The sequence below is a fragment of the Croceivirga sp. JEA036 genome (assembly GCF_011882165.1).
In the GTDB taxonomy this organism is placed as follows: Bacteria; Bacteroidota; Bacteroidia; order Flavobacteriales; family Flavobacteriaceae; genus Croceivirga.
Genome location: NZ_JAATON010000004.1, coordinates 111,851 through 133,051, shown reverse-complemented (window position 1 = coordinate 133,051; position 21,201 = coordinate 111,851). Strand labels below are relative to the sequence as shown.

Sequence of the window (21,201 nt, the reverse complement as noted above, 5' to 3'; positions counted from 1 at the left end):
GCCATTTCCGCCGTATCTTTAAAAGAAAAGATTGCACGGAACATTTGCTTGCTACCAAGCTTGTTTTAGATTCATTTATTGGTTTTAGAACGTAATACTTCTGAGGATAGAAAATAAATTTAACCATATGGCTTGCAAGAATCTCGCTTTTTTAATTTAATAGCGTAACGTTTATACTTGTAGCAAACACATCTTTTATCTAAGAGGGCTATTAAATTTGTTTTGGGCAATCTCTAATACTATTAGATTATGCTATTGAACGTATCTTACAATAATAAAGAGATTACCAGAAAAATAGATGCTGAAGTGGGTAAGCCTTTTCCACTAAAAGACCGTATTAAAATGGGCGGTATTGGCTCGCCAAAATTGGAAATCAAAGAAGCAAGTGTTGAAATACGCAATTTGCTTATTCTAGATAACAATGCCAATGTTTGCAACATAGAAATACGCCCAAAAGGCATCATACTTGGCTTTAGGTCGTTATTAGAATCTTATGCCCTAGTAATTCCTTTTTACAAACTTACCATCTATAAGGGCGATATGGCCTTTTATTCGGTTTACCGTGACCATTATTTTGTAAAGGTTTTGGCAGACACTAAGGCGGTGCAGAAATTTTTTAAGAAGTTATTGGATTATAAAGCAGATACCGCACCAACCTCAATAGAAGATTTATGAAAATTCTACTAACAGGAGCAAATGGCTACATTGGCATGCGCCTTTTACCAAACTTACTGGATTCTGGGCACCAATTGGTGTGCGCTGTGCGCGATAAAAACCGACTGTCTGTAGAGGAAGAAATTCTAGAACAGATAGAAGTTATTGAGGTAGACTTTTTAAAACTACCAGAAAACAACCCTATACCTACAGATATAGATGCCGCTTATTATTTAATACATAGCATGACATCTTCTATCACGGATTTTGATGAAAAAGAAGCTTTAGCGGCAGAGAACTTTAATAAATTAATGCATGGCACCAATGTAAAACAGGTAATTTACCTAAGTGGCATTGTTAATGAGCAGGAGTTGAGCAAACATCTTTCTTCTCGAAAAAATGTAGAAGAAATCTTGTACAAAGGGCCTTTTAATCTAACGGTACTACGGGCTGGAATTATCGTGGGCTCTGGAAGCTCCTCCTTTGAAATTATTAGGGATTTGTGTGAGAAACTCCCCGTAATGATAACTCCCAAATGGGTGCTAACAAAAACCCAACCTATTGCCATTAGGGACGTAATAGCCTTTTTAACCCAAGTTTTGGGGCATGCAGAGACGTACAACCAATCTTTTGATATTGGCGGACCAGATGTGTTGACCTATAAAGAAATGCTACACAAATACGCTAAGGTAAGGGGCTTTAAAAATTGGATTTACACGGTACCAGTAATGACACCAAAGTTATCTTCTTACTGGCTATATTTTGTAACCTCTACTTCTTACAAGCTTGCCGTGAATTTGGTAGATAGCATGAAGATGGAAGTAGTTGCAAGAGACAACAAATTACAGCAATTATTAGGTATAGAGCCGTTAACATATGAGCAAGCTATTGATTTTGCATTTAAAAAAATAGAACAAAATTTAGTAGTTAGTAGTTGGAAGGATAGTTTAGCAAGCGGGCAGATACGTAGAAACTTAGAAAAATACATTCAGGTGCCAAAATATGGCGTACTAACGGATAAAAAAACGCTTGCCATAACAGATGTGGAACGTACCCTTGACAATATTTGGAAAATTGGTGGAGAAACGGGTTGGTATTATGGCAATTGGCTTTGGAAAATAAGAGGTTATCTAGACAAAATGAATGGTGGCCCTGGTTTGCGTCGTGGGCGTACGCATCCCGATAAAATATTTCCTGGAGATGCGTTGGATTTTTGGCGTGTGCTTTTGGCAGACCGAGATAAAAAACGCCTTTTGCTTTTTGCAGAAATGCGCTTGCCTGGCGAAGCGTGGCTAGAATTTAGAATAGACGCCAACAATACCTTACACCAAACAGCAACCTTTAGACCAAGGGGTTTAAAAGGTAGACTATACTGGTATAGTGTACTACCTTTTCACATTTTTATTTTTAAAGGAATGATAAATAACTTGGTTAAGGCGCAATAATGTAACAACTTAGAAATTTATTCGTGTTAAGAGGCAACCATTTAAGAACATAAGTTGTCTTATTAATACAAACAAATGCTAAGTATGCCCCATAAAGCCTTTTTCCTATCCACCTCTCTTGTATTTTTCTGCTGTATTTATCAACTACAAGCACAAACCTTTGCTGCTAAATTAGTAGATGGTAAAACAAAAAAAGCTATTCCGTATGCTACTGTGGCCTATGGAGAACATGCAGGTGTTATTACCAATGACGAGGGACTTTTTTCTTTTACATTAAAAGAAAACGAAAAGAAACTAGACAGTATTTACATTTCTAGCATGGGGTACGAGAAAACAGGTTTCCCTTTTGTTGCCCCATTAGACTCTATACTTTATCTAACACCTAAAGCCATAAACCTAGATGGTGTGTTCTTGTTTGATAAGGAATTAACGGTTGATGAAATCATTGAAAAGATGATTGAAAATATTCCTAGCAACCGAAACTTGTCTCCCATAAAACAACGTTATTTTTTAAGAAACTCAGAATTTGCGAACATCCATAAACTAGATTTTGGTTTTGAAAAATCCAGTATTGAAGAGTTAGACAAAGAATTAATAGATAGTATTGGCAGAGCTGTACCAAGAAATACCTATCATTATACAGAAGCGTTGGGCGATTTATATGCTTCTAAGGAAAAGAGTAAAATTGGTCTGATAAAAGTTGCAGAAATGTACAACAAAGACCAATTAAACTCTATTGAAGGCATTGGCGATTACATGGAAACCATCTTTAAAAAACACGTAAAACCTAGCTCCTATTTAAAAGTAAAATCGGGTTTGTTTAGTCAAAAAATACAGGTAGATTCAATTTTGAACGATATAAAAGAAGAAGAGGCAAAAGAATTGGCCAGCGAAATAGAAAAAGCCAAGGACACTACTAATGGGGCGGTACGCGGACAACGTTGGATGTTACGAGATATTTATGAAGAACTATACTACAAAGAAGATAGTAAACTAAATATTGTTGATAAATACAAGCGCTATAATTTTAGTCTAAACGGATACTCAGAAATAGACGATAATGGTGTTTATGTTGTGGATTTTGTACCCAAAGGAAAGGCAGATTTTAAGGGAAAAATCTATATTAACATCGATGATTTTGCCGTAATGCGAATTGATTTTGAGAACGTAAAAAACCTAAGAAATTTTAGACTTCTTGGTATTTACTATAGAGATGTAACCTATAAGGGCACCATGCGTTTTGGCAAAATAGCCAATGGTCGTTACGCATTAAAATTTGCAGATATAACTTTTGGCAAATGGTTTAGAATAGATAGACCTTTAGACGTTATAGAGAAAAACAAACACGTAAAAGGGAGACGCAAGCAAAATGAGCTGCGTATGAATCTGGATTTTCAAATTTCTAATATTGATAAATACGAGTTGGTCATTTTTCAAAACGAGCTAATAGATAACACTGCTATTGATAACTTTAAAGAAGATAAAGCTTTAAAGCCAACTTATATGCCGGCATACAATGCCGATTTTTGGGCAGGTTACAACATTATGGAACCCAATGACGCCATAAAGAGTTTCAAAACAACTGTTAGTGATTAAAATTACAGGCTTGGTTCTAAATTTTGGTTGTTGATTGCTGCATTATTAGTACAAAACCATTTTACCAATGCTTTTTGATCCTCACTATACCAATCCATTCCGTTTTGGTATATGGTTAAGCTACGATGTATTGGCTCGTAATCACTAAAATCTAAGCTTTCAAAAATTAGTTTTACCTGCTTAAGCACTCCTTCTTTAAGCTCTTGAGTAGCTGCTATTTCAGCAAAATAACCTTCTCTAAAATTGAGTAAAAAGGCAGACCAATCGTACACTAAATCTTTATAACCACGTTTTTTTGCTTCTGCTATTACGTAATAACCTACGTTGTAGATATTCATTCTCTCATAAGAAAAATCTATATCCAGTTCCGTTCTATTGAACATGCCTGCATCAAAACCATACAACTCTGGAATATTTTCCAAATTCCACAATACATGCTTTTTAAATGTTGGTTCTAATTCTGATTGTTTGATGAGCTCAATTCCACTAATGATTATCTCATCTATTTCCCATAAAGCCATAGTGAATAAAAATAAAGGTTAATCATTTAACGTAAATTCTTACAAAAAATTACGAATTTATTCCACAAACAACAACCTCCTATCACTATTCAATAAGCACTTTTAGCAAAAAATTAACATTAAGCTATTTTTTGGGTAAAAATACCTCAGCCATCATGCATCTTGCAGAACCTCCCCCACAGGTTTCTATAGTAGACAGTGGGCTATGTAGTATGGCGCAATGTTGCTCAATAGTTTTTAATTGATTACTAGTTAAACTGTTATAGGCTGTAGAACTCATCACTAAATAGCGGTTGTCATCTGCTCCTAAAACCTGCAGCATGTTCCCCGCAAAACTGTGCATCTGTTTTTCCGTGATTGCAATAATTTCTTTACCATCTTTTTTAAGATGGTCTATTACATTTTTACGCTCTTTTTTGTCATCTATTGCTTCTAAACAAATCACTGCAAATGTCTCTGCAAGTGCCATCATAACATTGGTATGATAAATAGGTAATCGCTTACCATCTACGGTTTGGTTAGCCGTAAAAATTACTGGAAACATATCAAAATCCTCGCAGAATTCTATAAACAATTCCTCATCCGCCCTATCAGACAAAGCACAATAGGCCTTTTTATGTACACGGTCCAAAATTATACTCCCTGTACCTTCTAAATAAAGTTCTTCCTCTTCTGCACTAGTATAGTCTACAATCTTATCAATAGCAAACCCTTTATCTTCTAATACATCAAAAACATCTTCTCTACGTTCTCTTCTTCGGTTTTCTGCAAACATAGGATAAACACCGATGGTACCATCTTCGTGAAAACTAATCCAATTATTAGGAAAAATAGAATCTGGTGTATCTTCTTCTATTCTATCTTCTATGACAACAACTTGCACCCCATGCGCTTGTAATTTAGTTACAAATGCATCGAACTCCTCCTGCGCCTTGAGATTAATTTCTTGATTTTTAAGTGATAAATCTTCTTGAAAATAATTGTTAACCGCCGTCTCCTCGTTCATCCTAAACGCTACCGGGCGTACCATTAATATTGTGTTTGTAATCTGCATTGTTGTTGAATTATTCACGAATCAAAGGTAAGGTGCTGCAACGTAACAATCCTTCTTGTTTTGCAATTTCTCCATAGGGTATTTCTTCTACCGTAAACCCTTGCTCTCGCAACCAATTATTAAGTCTTGTGAAGTTTTTTTCTGACACAACAACTTCTGGTGAAATGGAAAATACATTGCTAAACATGCGGTACATTTCTTCTGCTGTAATTTCAAAAACATTTTCCTTACCAAAAAAGTTTAGTAGCCACTGGTATTCTTCTTCTACTAGAAATCCATTCTTATGCACTATTGCTTTTCCTTTTCCTAATGGCTGAAAACAACAATCTAAATGCAATGCATTTTCTTTAGCGTTAGTGTTAGACTTTCTAAGTTCAAAAGACTTTACTATTTTATTAGGAAATTCCTTTTGTAAAAATTCTACAGCAGCTTTATTAGTTCTGGCAGTAATAAAAGAAGAATAATCTGGCGCTGTATACGTGCCCACAAAAATATAATTATTCCAAGGCATAACATCACCTCCTTCTACGTGCACATTTTCTGGAGGCCTTATTAATTTATTTGGATCAATTACATCTAGCACATGCTGTATGGCCTCAAATTCATTCTCTCTGTCTGGTAATATATTGGCATGATATATTTTATCTTCTATCACAAAAGCAATATCTCTAGAAAAAATCTGATTACAGTCCTTTATAATTGTTGGTCTATAGACTGTTACACCATATTTTTTCAAAACTGTTTCAAAAGCTGTCATTTCTTTAACCATATCCTCCTCTATAGGATAGGTGCCCGCTTTTATATGCTCCATAGACTTTGGGTCATAAGCTTCTTCTAGAGTAGGGATTGGTCCATTACTTATTGCCGTTCCCAAAACAACTGCCTTTAACTGGCCAATTTCATCAACTACATTTAGATTCACAGTACTTGTTTAAGATTTGTTGCAGCCTCCTTTTATTTAACAAAAATTTAATCCATAATTTCTGTTGAAAAATTGTGTAAAATTTGACTACATTTTATTAATTTGTAAGAAATTTCTTTCTATGAAAAAAGTTTACGCTGAGTCTATGGTTTCAATCATTCTTTTTGGTGGTCTACTCATTTCAGTACTGTCGCCAGCAAGTTATGCGCAGTCACCAGACGGTGATAATAAACCATACTCAGATAAACGATTTAACACCCTTGTCGTCCCTAATCCTACAGTAAATTCTAATGCACTTAGCAACCTTGGTTCTGATAGAAATGCTGAGAATTATAAGAAAACTCAAGAAATTTGTTACAATTATAAACAAAAAGTAATCGCCCAACTCTATCAATTAGATAAAGATGAGCGATTAGCTCTTTTAAATTATATCTTCAGAACCAGTTCTAAGGCAATGAACAGTAAAGATTCCGTGCAATATCCTTACCATTATTATTTTGAAAAATATTGTGCGGAATTTTCTAAAGATTTGCTGAAAAAACTCGAAAGTTCTAGCGGTCGGCTATCTTTTTAAATTCCCTATGGTTTGCTCCAATATAAACCTGTCTTGGCCTACCTATTGGTTCTTTACGCAAACGCATTTCTCTCCATTGTGCAATCCAACCAGGCAAACGACCTAAAGCAAACATTACGGTAAACATATCTACAGGTATCCCTAGGGCTCTATAAATTATCCCAGAATAAAAATCTACATTAGGATACAACTTTCTTTTTACAAAGTAGTCATCTTCCAAAGCCTCTTTTTCTAAACCTTTAGCAACATCTAGAATAGGGTCGTCAATACCAAGGCTACCCAAAACTTCATCTGCTGCCTTCTTAATGATTCTTGCTCTTGGATCAAAATTCTTGTATACACGGTGCCCAAAGCCCATTAATCTAAATGGGTCTTCTTTGTCCTTGGCTTTACCCATGTATTTTTTAGTATCACCACCGTCTTCTTGGATGGCTTCTAGCATTTCTAAAACGGCTTGGTTTGCTCCACCATGTAATGGTCCCCAAAGTGCAGATATACCTGCAGATAAAGAAGCAAATAAACCCGCATGAGAAGAACCTACAATACGTACAGTAGAGGTAGAACAATTCTGCTCATGGTCAGCGTGAAGAATTAATAACTTATCTAAAGCATCAATTACAGTACTATCCTTCTTATAATCCTTGTTTGGTCTTTTGAACATCATTTTATGAATGTTCTCTACATACCCTAAATTATCATCCCCATAATCTAAAGGTAGTCCCATTTTTTTGCGCATTGTCCATGCTACAAGTACTGGGAATTTTGCCATGATTCTTACAATTGCACTGTACATGGCTTCTTCTGAATCTACATCTACAGAAGAAGGATTAAAAGCAATTAAAGCACTCGTTAAAGAAGATAACACGCCCATTGGGTGCGCAGATTTAGGAAAACCATCCAAAATCTTTTTCATTTCTTCATCCACGTGAGACTCTGCCTTTATATCTGCATCGAATTTAGCAAGCTGCTCTTTGTTAGGAAGTTCACCAAAAATTAGCAAATATGCCACTTCTAAAAAGTCCGCCTTTTCTGCTAGGTCTTCAATGGAATACCCTCTGTATCTTAAAATACCCTTTTCTCCATCCAAAAAGGTAATTGAACTTTCACAAGAACCTGTGTTTTTAAACCCTGGATCTATAGTTACCATACCCGTTGTGGAGCGTAGCGTTTTTATATCAATTGCTAATTCGTCCTCGGTTCCCTTTACTACAGGAAACTCATATTTTTTCCCCTCAAATTCTATTGTAGCAGTTTTCGACATCTATAATTTTTATTAGTAAAATCTTTGCGGCTAAATTTACGAAAAAGCCAAAGCTTTAACAATTTAAACAGGCCATTTTGAACTATTATTAACGAATATCTTTATAAGTGAACAACTTATAACCGATATAACGCTTCGTAGTATTGATCCACAGATTTTTTCCAAGTGAAACGTTTGCGTTTAGCAGCTGTTTGCATTTTTTTCCACCTTGGTTTATCATTATTAAAAATATCTAATGCCAAATCAAAGCTAGCGAGCATGCTCTGTATTTTTTCTTCATAGGAGCCACCATCAAAAGCAAAACCTGTCTGTAAATGGTCTACTGTATCTCTTAAACCACCTGTATGATGCACCAAACATGGGTTTCCATTACGCATAGCTAACATCTGACTTATACCGCAAGGCTCAAACAAACTAGGCATAAAATATAAATCGCATTCCTGATACATACTGTCAATTAAACACTCTGATTGCCCATTAGTGAATATAAAGTTATCATACTTGTAACTTATTTTTCTAAAAAGTTCTTCGTATTCTGGCGCCCCTGTACCTAAAAGCATAAAGATTCCATCATGCGTTTTAAGTTTTTCTAAAATTGCCTCAAAAGCTTCAGGAGAACGTTTAAAAAAATAAAATTTCTGTTCTGTAAGTCGGGCAACGCTACAAGCAATAAATTTTGGTTTACCGTTAGAGACGTATTCCATAATTTTTTCACCAGTATGCGCAAGAAAATCTGCCTTATATTTTTTAGATTCCTCTTGCAACCATTGAAAAAGTGATTTTATGGTATTTCTATAAATATTGCCAGAGGCCTCTACATTAATGTTACTATAATTACAGCCGTTTAATATTCCAAATAACCGCCCTTCTTCGTCGGCTTGCTGCAAGTCTATCTCTAATCCTTCTCCTCCAATAAACTCTGGAGGCGTGCTTGGTTTCATCACATCCGCTTTATAACTAGGAGAAACCGTATGTACCGCATCTGCTAAACGTATACCAACAGCCATAAGATTAACACAATCTTGGTAACGGTAGTCCATTAATTTATTATAATCTAACGGTGCTGTAGGAAACCAATTTAACAAAGAAGCATAATTATCCTTAAACGGACGTATACCTTGTATGGCTAAATTGTGAATGCTATAAACAAAACGAATAGGTTTTAGCGCTTCATATTCTGCCACATATTCTCTTAGAAAAAGCAATAGACTAGAATGCCAGTCATGTAAATGAACTACATCTAAATCGCCAAAAACACCTTGTTTAATAGCTTCTGCCACGGCTGTACAAAATATAAAATATTTTATTGCATCGGTATAAAAAGGCTCCTCTGGATCATCATGGTAAATATGAGCAATGCCACCAGCTTGTATTTCTGGATGATGAATTACATAATGATGTATATTCTCATAAATTTTCTTTGGCGGCACTTCGTATATTTCTGCAGTATAAGTAATACCTCTTAAACTAAATTTGAGGTTGGTCCTAAATGTACCGTTTTGATGCAGTCTACCATAAGAAGGCACAACCACATGGGTACGGTCTCCCCTTTCTGATATTTGCCTGGGAACATCTCTTACTACATCGCCCATACCACCAGCTTTGCATTTAGGAATAGCATCGTTTTCTGCAGCTGCGAATAAAAAGTTTTTCATGTAGAACTTGGCGATTGTTTAAAACATTAATATACAATATAAAAAAAAGCCTTTCTAGTTTAAGAAAGGCTTTTTTATAGCTAAATAATTGTTATTATTTGATTTTGAAAGCTTTTTGCTGTGGATAATAAGCAACATCTCCTAATTCTTCTTCTATTCTAAGCAATTGGTTATACTTAGCCATCCTATCACTTCTGGATGCTGAACCTGTTTTAATTTGCCCTGTATTTAGTGCTACGGCCAAATCTGCAATTGTGTTGTCTTCAGTTTCTCCTGAACGGTGAGACATAACAGAAGTATACCCCGCATTTTTAGCCATGTTTACGGCTGCAATAGTTTCTGTTAGTGTACCAATCTGGTTTACTTTGATAAGTATAGAATTAGCAATACCATTCGCTATACCTTTGGATAAACGCTCTACATTAGTAACAAATAAATCATCACCAACTAATTGTACTTTATCACCCACTTTTTCAGTAAGTAACTTCCATCCATCCCAGTCGTTTTCATCCATACCATCTTCAATGGAGATGATAGGGTACTTCTCACACAATTCTGCCAAGTATGTGGCTTGCTCTTCAGAAGTTCTTACTACTCCCTTATCACCTTCAAACTTGGTATAATCATACTTACCATCTACGTAAAACTCAGCAGAAGCACAATCAAGAGCAATCATTACATCGTCTCCTAATTTATATCCTGCTTTATCTACCGCCTTAGCAATAGTATCTAATGCGTCTTCTGTACCACCAGCCAAGTTTGGTGCAAAACCACCTTCGTCACCAACTGCAGTACTTAGGTTTCTATCGTGCAATACTTTTTTAAGGTTGTGGAAGATTTCTGTTCCCATTTGCATGGCATGACTAAAATCTTTCGCCTTAACTGGCATTACCATAAATTCTTGAAATGCGATAGGAGCATCTGAATGAGAACCACCATTGATTATGTTCATCATCGGTACTGGTAAGGTATTCGCAGAAACTCCACCTACATATCTATATAAGGGCATACCTAATTCTTCCGCGGCTGCTTTTGCCACGGCTAAAGAAACCCCTAGAATTGCATTTGCACCCAATTTAGATTTGTTTGGGGTACCATCCAATGCTATCATGGTAGCATCTATATAGTTTTGCTCAAAAACAGAAGTACCTACTAACTCTTCTGCAATGATTGTGTTTACATTGTTTACGGCTTGGCCTACTCCTTTACCCATGAAGGAATCTCCACCGTCTCTAAGTTCAACGGCTTCATGCTCTCCTGTAGAAGCTCCTGAAGGCACAGCTGCTCTACCTAAAACACCGGTTTCCGTGATAACATCTACTTCTACCGTAGGGTTACCACGAGAATCTAATATTTGTCTTGCATGAATGTTGACGATAATACTCATAATCTATTTTTTAAGGTTGCATTTAACTAAACGAAGATACGAAAGGCACATCTTTAAGCGGAACATTTACAGTGTAAAAACACCGTTAATAACTTAAAAATAAACTCAAACGATTTAGTTGGCACTAGCCTTTATAGCTTCGAAAAATTGGTCGAATAAATAATCCGCATCATGTGGGCCAGGGCTTGCTTCTGGATGGTATTGTACAGAGAATACATTTTTATATTTCATTTTAATACCGGCCACAGTTCCGTCATTTAAATGGGTATGAGTTATCTCTAAGTCTGGATGCGCTTCTGTCTCTTCTCTGTTGACTGCGAAACCATGATTTTGACTTGTAATTTCTCCTTTCCCCGTCATTAAATTCAAAATTGGGTGATTAATTCCTCTATGCCCATGATGCATTTTATAGGTAGACACCCCGTTTGCTAAAGCCAATACTTGGTGCCCTAAACAAATTCCAAATAACGGTTTGTTTGTTTTTAGTATATCTTTTGTTGTTTGAATGGCATCTTTTAAAGGTTCTGGATCACCAGGACCATTAGAGATAAAGTAACCATCTGGATTCCACTTTGCCAATTCCTCTTGCGAAGTATTATATGGGAAAACCTTTATTTGCGCACCTCTCTTTTCTAAATTTCTAAGGATATTTTTTTTGATACCGATATCTAAAGCCGCTATTCTGTATTGCGCGGAATCTTCCCCATATATATAAGGTTCTTTTGTAGATACTTTAGAAGCTAATTCTAAGCCTTCCATACTAGGAACTTGTTTAAGCTCTTCTTTTAGTTGCTCTACTTCATTGACACGTGTAGATATCACCGCATTCATAGCTCCATTATCTCTAATGTAACTAACCAAAGCCCTAGTATCAACATCAGAGATGGCCAATAAATTATTATCATTTAAAAATTCTAATAAGCTTTTATCGGCACTTGGTCTTGAATATTCATAACTAAAGTTCTTACAAATGAGACCTGCAATTTTAATAGAGTCTGACTCAATTTCATCTTTATTGGTACCATAATTACCAATATGGGCATTAGTAGTTACCATTAATTGACCAAAATAAGACGGGTCTGTAAAAATTTCTTGATAGCCGGTCATCCCAGTATTAAAACATACCTCGCCAAAGGAGGTGCCCTCCTTTTCTCCTACTGCTTTACCGTAGAATATTGTACCGTCCTCTAAAAGTAATAGTGCCTTTTTTCTTTTTTGATATTTCATAGTGGGTGCAAAAATTTTACAAAAAAACATAAAAAAAAGGATACGTTAAAAACGTATCCTTTTAAGTTATGAATGAATAATAAACATTTTATTCTTCAGAATCATCAGTTGCTGGTTGAGTTTCTTGAACCGGCGCTACCTCTGTAGCTTTTTTGCCTCTTCTACTTCTTCTAGTAGTTTTCTTTTTACTAGTATCTGTGTTATAAACTTCATTAAAGTCCACTAACTCTATCATAGCCATGTCAGCATTATCTCCTAGACGATTACCAAGCTTAATAATTCTTGTGTAACCTCCTGGTCTATCACCAACTTTTTCTGCTACTGTACCAAACAACTCTGTAATAGCTTCCTTGCTTCTAAGGTTACTAAAAACAATTCTTCTGTTGTGCGTACCTTTTTCAGTAGTCTGATTGTTTTCAGTTTTAGCCTTCGTAATTAAGGGCTCTACAAACTGCTTAAGCGCTTTTGCCTTAGCAACAGTTGTATTGATTCTTTTATGTTCAATTAAAGAACAAGCCATGTTAGCTAACATTGCCTTTCTGTGGGCAGACTTTCTACCTAAATGATTGAATTTTTTACCGTGTCTCATGGTTTTCCTTTATCATCTTGCTACCACATCCTTACATCCTAAGGAGAGCAAAATATGATTATTTAATCCTTATCTAATTTATATTTGGTTAAGTCCATGCCAAACTGAAGGCCTTTGTTAATAACCAACTCTTCTAATTCTGTTAATGATTTTTTACCGAAGTTTCTGAACTTCATCAAATCATTTTTGTTAAAAGATACCAAGTCTCCTAAAGTATCTACTTCTGCTGCTTTAAGACAGTTCAAGGCACGCACAGACAAGTCCATATCTACCAACTTAGTCTTAAGCAACTGACGCATATGCAATGACTCCTCATCATAAGTCTCTGTCTGCGCAATTTCATCCGCCTCTAGAGTTATACGCTCATCAGAGAATAACATAAAGTGGTGTATCAAAACTTTTGCAGCTTCTGTCAAGGCATCTTTAGGATGAATAGAACCATCAGAACTAATTTCAAAAACTAACTTTTCGTAATCTGTCTTTTGTTCTACCCTATAGTTCTCAATGCTGTATTTTACATTTTTGATAGGAGTGAAAACAGAGTCTACTGCTATTGTACCAATAGGAGCATTAGACTTCTTATTCTCTTCTGCAGGTACGTACCCACGACCTTTCTCTATAATGATTTCCATGTTCACAGACACCTTAGCATCCATGTTACAAATCACTAAATCTGGGTTCAAAACTTGGTAACCAGAAATAAATTTTTGGAAATCACCAGCAGTAAGTTGTTCTTTACCACTTACAGAGATAGATACCGTCTCACTCTCAACATCATCAATTTGTCTTTTGAAACGAACTTGCTTTAAATTCAAAATCATTTCAGTAACATCCTCAACAACACCAGGAATTACAGAGAATTCATGCTCAACGCCGTCAATTCTAACAGATGTGATGGCAAAACCTTCCAAAGAGGAAAGTAGTACCCTTCTTAATGCGTTCCCAACAGTTAAGCCATAACCAGGTTCCAAAGGGCGAAATTCAAATTTCCCCTCGAAATCTGTTGAGTCTATCATTATAACTTTATCGGGCTTCTGAAAATTAAGTAATGCCATAATTGGATTAATGTTGTTATTATTTAGAGTATAACTCGACGATTAGCTGCTCCTTGATATTTTCAGGGATTTGAAGCCTTTCTGGTACTGTTACAAAAGTACCTTCTTTCTTTTCTCCATTCCAAGTTAACCACTCATAAACTGAACTATTGCTATTTGTTAATGAGTCTGTGATTGCTTGTACAGATTTAGATTTTTCCCTTACACCAACAACATCACCAGGTTTTAGGGAATATGATGGAATGTTCACTAAATCACCATTTACCGTTATATGTCTGTGAGACACTAACTGTCTTGCGGCTCTTCTAGATGGTGCAATACCCATTCGGTATACCACATTATCCAATCTAGACTCACAAAGCTGTAGTAAAACCTCACCAGTTACACCATCTTTACGCTTTGCAGCTGCGAACAAATTTCTAAATTGACGCTCCAAGATACCGTAGGTATACTTCGCCTTTTGCTTTTCCATCAACTGGATAGCATATTCTGACTTTTTACCTCTTCTGCGGTTGTTACCGTGTTGTCCTGGAGGATAATTCTTTTTCTCAAACGACTTGTCGTCGCCAAAGATAGCTTCACCGAACTTACGGGCTATCTTAGTTTTTGGTCCTGTATATCTTGCCATTTTCTAATAAATTTGAATGTACGATTATGAATTAAGGCTTATCCTTCGATAATCATTATTGCACACTCGATGAATAAAAGTCTGTCCTTGTGAGACAGACTCCATTATAATTAAACTCTTCTTCTTTTTGGAGGTCTACAACCGTTATGTGGTAGTGGAGTAACATCTACAATTTCTGTAACTTCTATACCAGCGTTGTGTATTGAACGGATTGCGGATTCTCTACCATTACCAGGTCCTTTAACGTAAACCTTTACTTTTCTTAAACCAGCTTCGTGCGCTACTTTAGAGCAATCTTCAGCAGCAACTTGGGCTGCATAAGGCGTATTCTTTTTAGACCCTCTAAAGCCCATCTTACCAGCAGAAGACCAAGAAATAACATCTCCCTTCTTATTGGTCAAAGAAATAATAATGTTGTTAAAAGAAGCTACAATGTGAGCCTCTCCTGTTGATTCAACAACAACTTTACGTTTTTTTGCTGTTTTGGTATTTGACTTTGCCATAATGCCCTAGCTATTATTTAGTTGCCTTTTTCTTGTTAGCAACTGTTTTACGTTTTCCTTTTCTTGTCCTAGAATTATTCTTTGTTCTCTGACCACGTAATGGTAGACCAGCTCTATGACGTATACCACGGTAACAACCGATATCCATTAAACGTTTGATGTTCATTTGTGTTTCTGAACGCAATTCACCTTCAATGGTATATTCAGAAACAGCTTCTCTGATTCTACCGATTTCGTCATCGTTCCAATCAGAAACTTTTGCATCTTCGCTTACATTAGCTTTTGCCAAAATTTCTTTGGCACGGCTTTTTCCAATACCGAAGATGTAGGTCATTGCTATAACACCTCTCTTTTGTTTTGGTATATCTACACCTGCAATTCTAGCCATAATTACCCTTGTCTTTGTTTAAATCTAGGATTCTTTTTGTTAATTACGTACAGTCTACCCTTTCTGCGTACTATCTTGCAGTCTGCACTTCTTTTCTTTATTGATGCCCTTACCTTCATATCAATTTTCTTAATATCTATATGTAATTCTTGCTTTAGTCAAATCGTAAGGACTCATTTCTAATTTTACCTTATCTCCTGGTAACAACTTAATGTAGTGCATACGCATCTTACCAGATATATGTGCCGTTACAATATGACCATTTTCTAATTCCACACGGAACATTGCATTGGACAATGCCTCAATGATACTTCCGTCTTGCTCTATAGCTGCCTGTTTTGCCATGTTAAGCTACTTTTCTATTTTTTCCGGTTTTCATCAATCCGTCATAGTGTCTATTCAACAAATAAGAATTTACTTGTTGTACTGTATCTATAGCCACACCGACCATAATTAACAGTGAAGTACCACCATAAAACAGCGCCCATCCAGCCTGAACATCCATCAATTTCACTACAATTGCCGGTAAAACCGCCAAAAGTGCTAAAAATATTGAACCTGGAAAAGTAATTAAAGACATTATTTTATCTAAATAATCTGCAGTCTCCTTTCCGGGACGTATACCAGGTACAAATCCACCACTTCTTTTTAAATCATCTGCCATTTTGTTCGTTGGAACTGTTATAGCCGTATAGAAATAAGTAAAAATGATTATCAAAGCAGCAAATAATATATTATATGCCCAACCAAAAATATCAGCAAACTGAACTTCCATCCATTGCCCAGCAGTAGTATTGTTAAATGTTTTACCAATAAGCGCTGGAGCAAACATAATTGCTTGTGCAAAAATGATAGGCATAACTCCAGAGGCATTCAATTTTAAAGGAATGTACTGGCGAGAACCCATCACGTTTTTCTCATAACCACCCGTAGCACTTCTTCTAGCATATTGTACCGGTATTTGCCTTACAGCCATTACCAACAATACACTAGCAAGAATAACCAAGAACCAAACAATAACTTCTACTAGAATAAACATTATTCCCCCAGGAGTATTAGTGGTTCTAGAAATAAATTCCTGTAAAAAGGATTGCGGCATAGTTGCTATGATACCTATCATAATCAACAAAGAGATACCATTACCAATACCTTTATCAGTAATTCGCTCTCCTAACCACATGGCAAAGACACATCCTGTAACTAAAATAATTACAGAAGGAACAATAAAGTTAAGACCTTTACCCAAAACAAAAGCACTATCTGGAACACCCAATGCACTTAACCCATATAAATAGGTTGGTGCTTGAACAATACAAATAGCAATGGTTAGCCAACGTGTAATTTGGTTTTTAGTTTTTCTTCCGCTCTCGCCTTCTTTATCCAATTTCTGCAGATAAGGAATTGCAATACTCATAAGTTGCACCACAATAGAGGCAGAAATATATGGCATGATACCTAACGCAAAAACAGAGGCATTAGCAAAAGCTCCCCCTGTGAATGCATTTAAAATACCTAAGATACCGTTCTCTGTTTGGGAGGTTAGTTGTGCCAATTGAGTAGTATCTATACCTGGAAGCACCACTTGCGCACCAAAACGATACACCAATAGTAAACCAAGGGTTATTAGGATACGGTTCCTAAGTTCCTCAATCTTCCAAATATTTGATATAGTCTCAATAAACTTCTTCATATCTTAAAATTATAAACTTATTGCTTCTCCTCCTGCAGCTTCTATAGCAGCCTTTGCAGAAGCACTAAATTTATGGGCAGAAACTTTAAGTTTGGTTTTTAATTCACCACCACCTAAAATCTTTACCAAATCGTTTTTACCTGCTAAGCCATTTTCTACAAGAGTGTCCAAAGATACTTCATCTTTTACACCTTTCTCGTCTACTAAAGCTTGTAATTTATCAAGATTGATTCCTTGATACTCTTTACGGTTAATATTTTTGAAACCGAACTTAGGAACTCGTCTTTGTAATGGCATCTGACCACCCTCGAAACCAATTTTCTTAGAGTAACCTGATCTAGATTTGGCCCCTTTGTGACCACGTGCAGCAGTACCACCTTTACCAGATGCTTGTCCTCTACCAAGACGTTTACCATCTCGGTTCTTTGCTCCTTCTGCTGGTTTTAAATTACTTAAATCCATTAGTCTTGGTTATTTAGGCTTCCTCTGTGGAAACCAAATGTTCTACTTTCTTTATCATTCCAAGGATATTTGGAGTAGCCTCATGTTCTACTACTTGGCCTAATTTCCTTAATCCCAATGCCTCTAGAGTTCTCTTTTGGTTCTGAGGTCTCTTGATTGCACTTTTTAATTGCTTAACTCTAATCTTAGCCATCGTATTATCCTTTAAAAACTTTATCCAGACTTACACCTCTCTGCTCAGCAATAGTACCCGCATCTCTTAGTTGTAATAATGCATCAAAAGTCGCCTTTACAACGTTGTGAGGATTAGATGAACCTTGAGACTTAGAAAGTACATCATGAATACCTACAGCCTCCAATACAGCTCTTACAGCACCTCCAGCAATAACTCCAGTACCCTGAGATGCAGGTTTGATAAACACTTTTGCACCTCCATACTTACCTTTTTGCTCATGTGGCAATGTAGCCTTATTCAAAGGAATCCTTACCAAATTCTTTTTTGCATCTTCTACAGCCTTGGCGATTGCAGTAGCAACTTCTTTAGATTTTCCAAGACCGTGGCCAACTACACCGTTCTCGTCTCCTACAACAACGATTGCAGAGAAACCGAAGGCACGACCACCCTTAGTTACTTTAGTTACCCTTTGTACACCAACAAGGCGATCTTTTAATTCTAAACCACCTGGTTTAACTAGTTCTACGTTTTTATACTTCTGGTACATATGATTTAGAATTTTAATCCACCTTCTCTGGCACCTTCTGCCAATGCTTTAACTCTACCGTGGTATAAGTTACCTCCACGATCAAAGGCAACAGTTTCTATACCAGCTTTCAATGCTTTTTCTGCTATGGCTTTACCAACAGCAGCAGCAATTTCTGTCTTAGTTCCGCTAAGCTCCAAACCTTTATCTCTAGAAGAAACAGAAGCCAATGTTTTACCTGCATTGTCATCTATTACCTGAGCATAAATTTCTTTATTACTACGAAACACGGATAAACGTGGACGAGCTTCCGTACCAAAAGACACTTTTCTTATCCTTCTTCTTATCCTTAATTTTCTATCAGTCTTTGATAATCCCATTATACCTTGTTATTAAGCTGATTTACCTGCTTTTCTTCTAATAATCTCTCCAACAAACTTGATACCTTTTCCTTTGTAAGGCTCAGGTTTTCTAAAAGATCTAATCTTAGCCGCAACCGCTCCAACCAGTTGTTTGTCATGAGATGTCAACTTCACGATTGGGTTTTTACCCTTTTCAGAAACGGTTTCTATCTTTACCTCTGGAGCTATATCCATTACGATGTTGTGAGAAAATCCTAAAGCCAAATCTAGTTTTTGACCTTGATTACTTGCTCTATAACCTACACCTACCAACTCTAGTTCTTTGGTCCATCCTTTAGAAACACCTTCCACCATATTATTGATTAATGCTCTATACAAACCATGCTTAGCTTTTAAGTCTTTAGAATCAGATGGCCTCTCTAAAACCACATTACCTTCCTCTACTTTTACTTCTACACCAGCAAAGTCTTGGCTTAATTCTCCAAGCTTACCTTTTACAGTAACTACGTTGTCCTTAATTTCAACGGTAACACCTTCTGGAATCGCTACTGGACTATTACCTATTCTTGACATCTCTCTAGTTCTTTTTTACTTTTTAGTATACGTAACACAATACCTCTCCTCCAACATTCTCTTGCTTAGCTTGCTTGCTAGTCATCACCCCATGAGAAGTAGATACAATTGCAATACCTAACCCATTTAATACCCTAGGCAGCTCATCTGCATTAGCATATTTTCTAAGACCAGGCTTACTTACTCTCTGTAATTTCTTAATTATTGGCTCTTTGCTCAATTTATTATACTTTAAAGCTATTTTAATGTTTCCCTGTACGGAATCATCTTCAAATTTATAGCTTAAAATATAGCCTTGATCAAAAAGAATTTTGGTCATCTCCTTTTTCAAGTTGGAAGCAGGAATGTTCACAACCCTATGACCCGCTCTACTAGCGTTTCTTATTCTTGTTAAATAATCTGAAATTGGATCTGTTAACATTTTTCTGTCTATTTATCTAAATTACCAACTTGCTTTCTTAACTCCAGGAATCAAACCTTTGTTTGCCATTTCCCTAAACATAACCCTAGAAATTCCAAAAGTACGCATATACCCTCTTGGCCTACCAGTTAACTTACATCTATTGCGCATTCTTACTGGAGATGCATTTTTAGGAAGTTTCTGCAACGCCTCATAGTCACCAGCCTCCTTAAGCGCCTTTCTCTTTTCTGCGTATTTAGCTACAGTTTTTGCCCTTTTTCTTTCACGGGCTTTCATTGATTCTTTGGCCATCTTAATTCTTTTTAAAAGGTAATCCTAGTTGGGTCAACAATGATTTTGCTTCTTTATCAGTTTCAGCAGAAGTAACAAAGGTAATATCCATACCATTAATTCTATTGATCCTGTCTATATTGATCTCTGGAAAGATGATTTGCTCAGTAACTCCCAAGTTATAATTTCCACGTCCATCAAAACCAGTAGCCTTAACACCTTGAAAATCCCTAACCCTAGGTAATGCCGAAGTAATCAACCTGTCCAAAAATTCGTACATACGTTCTCCTCTTAAGGTTACCTTAGCACCAATTGGCATTCCCTTTCGCAATTTAAAAGTAGCAACATCTTTCTTTGACATTGTAGCAACAGCTTTCTGCCCAGTGATATTACTCAATTCTTCTACAGCGTGATCTATCAATTTCTTGTCAGCTACAGCAGCACCAACCCCTCTACTAACCACAATTTTGTTTAGCTTAGGAACTTGCATTACATTCTTGTAACCGAATTCTTCAGTAAGCGCCTTAATTACACGCTCCTTGTATTCTTGTTTTAGTCTTGGAATATAACTCATGACTAGATAATTTCTCCTGTTTTTTTGGACACCCTTACCTTTTTGCCATCTCTAACCTCAAAACCAACTCTAACGGATTTACCGTTTTCAATTAGTGCTAAATTAGAAATATGGATAGGCGCTTCTTTTTCTACGATACCACCCTGTGGGTTTTGCGCACTAGGCTTTTCATGCTTTTTGACCACATTTACACCTTCAACGATTGCCTTGTTTTTCTCAAGGTCTACGCGCAAAACTTTTCCTTCAGAACCCTTGTGGTCACCAGCGACAACTGTTACCGTATCTCCTGTTTTTATCTTTAATTTCATCGTCTTAACTTTTAAAGTACCTCAGGGGCCAATGAAACAATCTTCATATACTGCTTATCTCTAAGTTCTCTAGCCACAGGACCAAAAACCCTAGTACCTCTCATCTCCCCTGCAGGGTTCAATAAAACGCAAGCATTGTCATCAAACCTAATGTAAGAACCATCCGGTCTTCTAACCTCTTTTTTAGATCGTACTACAACAGCAGTAGACACAGAACCTTTTTTTACCGTACCATTAGGCGTAGCCTCTTTTACTGTAACAACGATCTTATCTCCTAAAGATGCATATCTTCTTTTTGTTCCTCCAAGTACACGGATGGTAAGCACTTCTTTAGCACCAGTGTTGTCCGCAACTTTTAATCTTGATTCTTGTTGTACCATG

General features: G+C 36.4%; 29 protein-coding genes. 4 read left to right on the top strand and 25 right to left on the bottom strand.

Annotated elements, in window-relative coordinates:
* The first annotated feature begins 249 nt into the window (after positions 1 to 249).
* The 3 genes from HCO57_RS11860 to HCO57_RS11850 all read left to right on the top strand — a co-directional run bounded on the left by HCO57_RS11860 (position 250) and on the right by HCO57_RS11850 (position 3,695).
* Positions 250 to 675 carry a hypothetical protein gene (locus HCO57_RS11860; protein WP_167989190.1) on the top strand — a complete coding sequence of 142 codons (426 nt, stop codon included), beginning with the start codon at positions 250 to 252 and terminating at the stop codon, positions 673 to 675.
* Positions 672 to 2,099: an SDR family oxidoreductase gene (locus HCO57_RS11855; protein WP_080319510.1), complete on the top strand. Its 1,428-nt coding sequence runs from the start codon at positions 672 to 674 to the stop codon at positions 2,097 to 2,099. The genes HCO57_RS11860 and HCO57_RS11855 overlap by 4 nt, the downstream gene beginning before the upstream one ends.
* Positions 2,100 to 2,183: 84 nt before the next feature.
* Positions 2,184 to 3,695 (top strand): carboxypeptidase-like regulatory domain-containing protein, encoded by a 1,512-nt coding sequence (locus tag HCO57_RS11850; RefSeq protein ID WP_167989189.1) that lies wholly within the window; start codon positions 2,184 to 2,186, stop codon positions 3,693 to 3,695.
* Positions 3,696 to 3,697: 2 nt separating this feature from the next.
* Here the strand turns inward: HCO57_RS11850 and HCO57_RS11845 are convergent, their stop codons facing one another.
* From HCO57_RS11845 to HCO57_RS11835, 3 genes are all read right to left on the bottom strand, one after another.
* Positions 3,698 to 4,216: a hypothetical protein gene (locus HCO57_RS11845; RefSeq protein WP_167989188.1), complete on the bottom strand. Its 519-nt coding sequence runs from the start codon at positions 4,214 to 4,216 to the stop codon at positions 3,698 to 3,700.
* 124 nt (positions 4,217 to 4,340) lie between these two features.
* Positions 4,341 to 5,270: a citrulline utilization hydrolase CtlX gene (gene ctlX / locus HCO57_RS11840; protein WP_167989187.1), complete on the bottom strand. Its 930-nt coding sequence runs from the start codon at positions 5,268 to 5,270 to the stop codon at positions 4,341 to 4,343.
* A 10-nt stretch (positions 5,271 to 5,280) separates the two neighbouring features.
* Positions 5,281 to 6,192: a dimethylarginine dimethylaminohydrolase family protein gene (locus HCO57_RS11835; protein WP_167989186.1), complete on the bottom strand. Its 912-nt coding sequence runs from the start codon at positions 6,190 to 6,192 to the stop codon at positions 5,281 to 5,283.
* A gap of 121 nt (positions 6,193 to 6,313) precedes the next feature.
* Here HCO57_RS11835 and HCO57_RS11830 point away from each other — a divergent pair, with 121 nt between their 5' ends.
* A complete protein-coding gene (locus tag HCO57_RS11830; protein ID WP_136951201.1) occupies positions 6,314 to 6,766 on the top strand; it encodes a hypothetical protein in 453 nt (150 codons plus the stop codon).
* On the opposite strand, the gene HCO57_RS11825 is transcribed toward HCO57_RS11830, so the two are convergent.
* From HCO57_RS11825 to rplN, 22 genes are all read right to left on the bottom strand, one after another.
* Positions 6,744 to 8,027, bottom strand: a complete 1,284-nt coding sequence (locus HCO57_RS11825; protein ID WP_136951202.1) for a citrate synthase — start codon at positions 8,025 to 8,027, stop codon at positions 6,744 to 6,746. The genes HCO57_RS11830 and HCO57_RS11825 overlap by 23 nt on opposite strands.
* Positions 8,028 to 8,143: 116 nt before the next feature.
* On the bottom strand, positions 8,144 to 9,682 hold the full coding sequence (locus HCO57_RS11820) for a glycogen synthase (protein ID WP_136951203.1): 1,539 nt from the start codon (positions 9,680 to 9,682) through the stop codon (positions 8,144 to 8,146).
* Between the two features lie 94 nt (positions 9,683 to 9,776).
* The gene (gene eno, locus HCO57_RS11815) at positions 9,777 to 11,069 is read right to left on the bottom strand and encodes a phosphopyruvate hydratase (RefSeq protein ID WP_136951204.1); all 1,293 of its coding nucleotides are present in this window, start codon (positions 11,067 to 11,069) and stop codon (positions 9,777 to 9,779) included.
* Positions 11,070 to 11,183: 114 nt separating this feature from the next.
* Complete coding sequence (gene carA, locus HCO57_RS11810) at positions 11,184 to 12,296, bottom strand: glutamine-hydrolyzing carbamoyl-phosphate synthase small subunit (protein ID WP_167989185.1); 1,113 nt, start codon at positions 12,294 to 12,296, stop codon at positions 11,184 to 11,186.
* Between the two features lie 88 nt (positions 12,297 to 12,384).
* Entirely contained in the window at positions 12,385 to 12,885 is a 501-nt protein-coding gene (rplQ, locus tag HCO57_RS11805; protein ID WP_167989184.1) for a 50S ribosomal protein L17, read from the bottom strand.
* A gap of 62 nt (positions 12,886 to 12,947) precedes the next feature.
* Positions 12,948 to 13,940, bottom strand: coding sequence for a DNA-directed RNA polymerase subunit alpha (locus HCO57_RS11800; protein ID WP_136951207.1), 993 nt, complete (start codon positions 13,938 to 13,940; stop codon positions 12,948 to 12,950).
* 19 nt (positions 13,941 to 13,959) lie between these two features.
* Complete coding sequence (gene rpsD, locus HCO57_RS11795) at positions 13,960 to 14,568, bottom strand: 30S ribosomal protein S4 (protein WP_136951208.1); 609 nt, start codon at positions 14,566 to 14,568, stop codon at positions 13,960 to 13,962.
* A gap of 110 nt (positions 14,569 to 14,678) precedes the next feature.
* Complete coding sequence (gene rpsK, locus HCO57_RS11790; RefSeq protein WP_136951209.1) at positions 14,679 to 15,071, bottom strand: 30S ribosomal protein S11; 393 nt, start codon at positions 15,069 to 15,071, stop codon at positions 14,679 to 14,681.
* 13 nt (positions 15,072 to 15,084) lie between these two features.
* Entirely contained in the window at positions 15,085 to 15,459 is a 375-nt protein-coding gene (rpsM, locus tag HCO57_RS11785) for a 30S ribosomal protein S13 (RefSeq protein WP_136951210.1), read from the bottom strand.
* 2 nt (positions 15,460 to 15,461) lie between these two features.
* Positions 15,462 to 15,578 carry a type B 50S ribosomal protein L36 gene (ykgO, locus tag HCO57_RS11780; protein ID WP_010519235.1) on the bottom strand — a complete coding sequence of 39 codons (117 nt, stop codon included), beginning with the start codon at positions 15,576 to 15,578 and terminating at the stop codon, positions 15,462 to 15,464.
* Positions 15,579 to 15,588: 10 nt separating this feature from the next.
* On the bottom strand, positions 15,589 to 15,804 hold the full coding sequence (gene infA / locus HCO57_RS11775; protein WP_026753784.1) for a translation initiation factor IF-1: 216 nt from the start codon (positions 15,802 to 15,804) through the stop codon (positions 15,589 to 15,591).
* A gap of 1 nt (position 15,805) precedes the next feature.
* Positions 15,806 to 17,149: a preprotein translocase subunit SecY gene (gene secY / locus HCO57_RS11770; RefSeq protein ID WP_136951211.1), complete on the bottom strand. Its 1,344-nt coding sequence runs from the start codon at positions 17,147 to 17,149 to the stop codon at positions 15,806 to 15,808.
* 9 nt (positions 17,150 to 17,158) lie between these two features.
* Positions 17,159 to 17,611 carry a 50S ribosomal protein L15 gene (rplO, locus tag HCO57_RS11765; protein ID WP_136951212.1) on the bottom strand — a complete coding sequence of 151 codons (453 nt, stop codon included), beginning with the start codon at positions 17,609 to 17,611 and terminating at the stop codon, positions 17,159 to 17,161.
* A gap of 13 nt (positions 17,612 to 17,624) precedes the next feature.
* Positions 17,625 to 17,804: a 50S ribosomal protein L30 gene (rpmD, locus tag HCO57_RS11760; protein WP_136951213.1), complete on the bottom strand. Its 180-nt coding sequence runs from the start codon at positions 17,802 to 17,804 to the stop codon at positions 17,625 to 17,627.
* A 4-nt stretch (positions 17,805 to 17,808) separates the two neighbouring features.
* Complete coding sequence (rpsE, locus tag HCO57_RS11755; protein WP_136951214.1) at positions 17,809 to 18,333, bottom strand: 30S ribosomal protein S5; 525 nt, start codon at positions 18,331 to 18,333, stop codon at positions 17,809 to 17,811.
* Positions 18,334 to 18,338: 5 nt separating this feature from the next.
* On the bottom strand, positions 18,339 to 18,692 hold the full coding sequence (rplR, locus tag HCO57_RS11750) for a 50S ribosomal protein L18 (RefSeq protein WP_136951215.1): 354 nt from the start codon (positions 18,690 to 18,692) through the stop codon (positions 18,339 to 18,341).
* A 12-nt stretch (positions 18,693 to 18,704) separates the two neighbouring features.
* Entirely contained in the window at positions 18,705 to 19,247 is a 543-nt protein-coding gene (rplF, locus tag HCO57_RS11745; RefSeq protein ID WP_167989183.1) for a 50S ribosomal protein L6, read from the bottom strand.
* Positions 19,248 to 19,269: 22 nt separating this feature from the next.
* A complete protein-coding gene (gene rpsH, locus HCO57_RS11740; RefSeq protein ID WP_167989182.1) occupies positions 19,270 to 19,668 on the bottom strand; it encodes a 30S ribosomal protein S8 in 399 nt (132 codons plus the stop codon).
* Between the two features lie 21 nt (positions 19,669 to 19,689).
* On the bottom strand, positions 19,690 to 19,959 hold the full coding sequence (gene rpsN, locus HCO57_RS11735) for a 30S ribosomal protein S14 (protein WP_136951218.1): 270 nt from the start codon (positions 19,957 to 19,959) through the stop codon (positions 19,690 to 19,692).
* Position 19,960: 1 nt separating this feature from the next.
* Positions 19,961 to 20,512 carry a 50S ribosomal protein L5 gene (gene rplE / locus HCO57_RS11730; protein ID WP_136951219.1) on the bottom strand — a complete coding sequence of 184 codons (552 nt, stop codon included), beginning with the start codon at positions 20,510 to 20,512 and terminating at the stop codon, positions 19,961 to 19,963.
* 2 nt (positions 20,513 to 20,514) lie between these two features.
* Complete coding sequence (rplX, locus tag HCO57_RS11725) at positions 20,515 to 20,820, bottom strand: 50S ribosomal protein L24 (protein WP_136951220.1); 306 nt, start codon at positions 20,818 to 20,820, stop codon at positions 20,515 to 20,517.
* Between the two features lie 11 nt (positions 20,821 to 20,831).
* The gene (rplN, locus tag HCO57_RS11720; protein WP_136951221.1) at positions 20,832 to 21,200 is read right to left on the bottom strand and encodes a 50S ribosomal protein L14; all 369 of its coding nucleotides are present in this window, start codon (positions 21,198 to 21,200) and stop codon (positions 20,832 to 20,834) included.
* Between the last annotated feature and the right edge of the window lies 1 nt (position 21,201).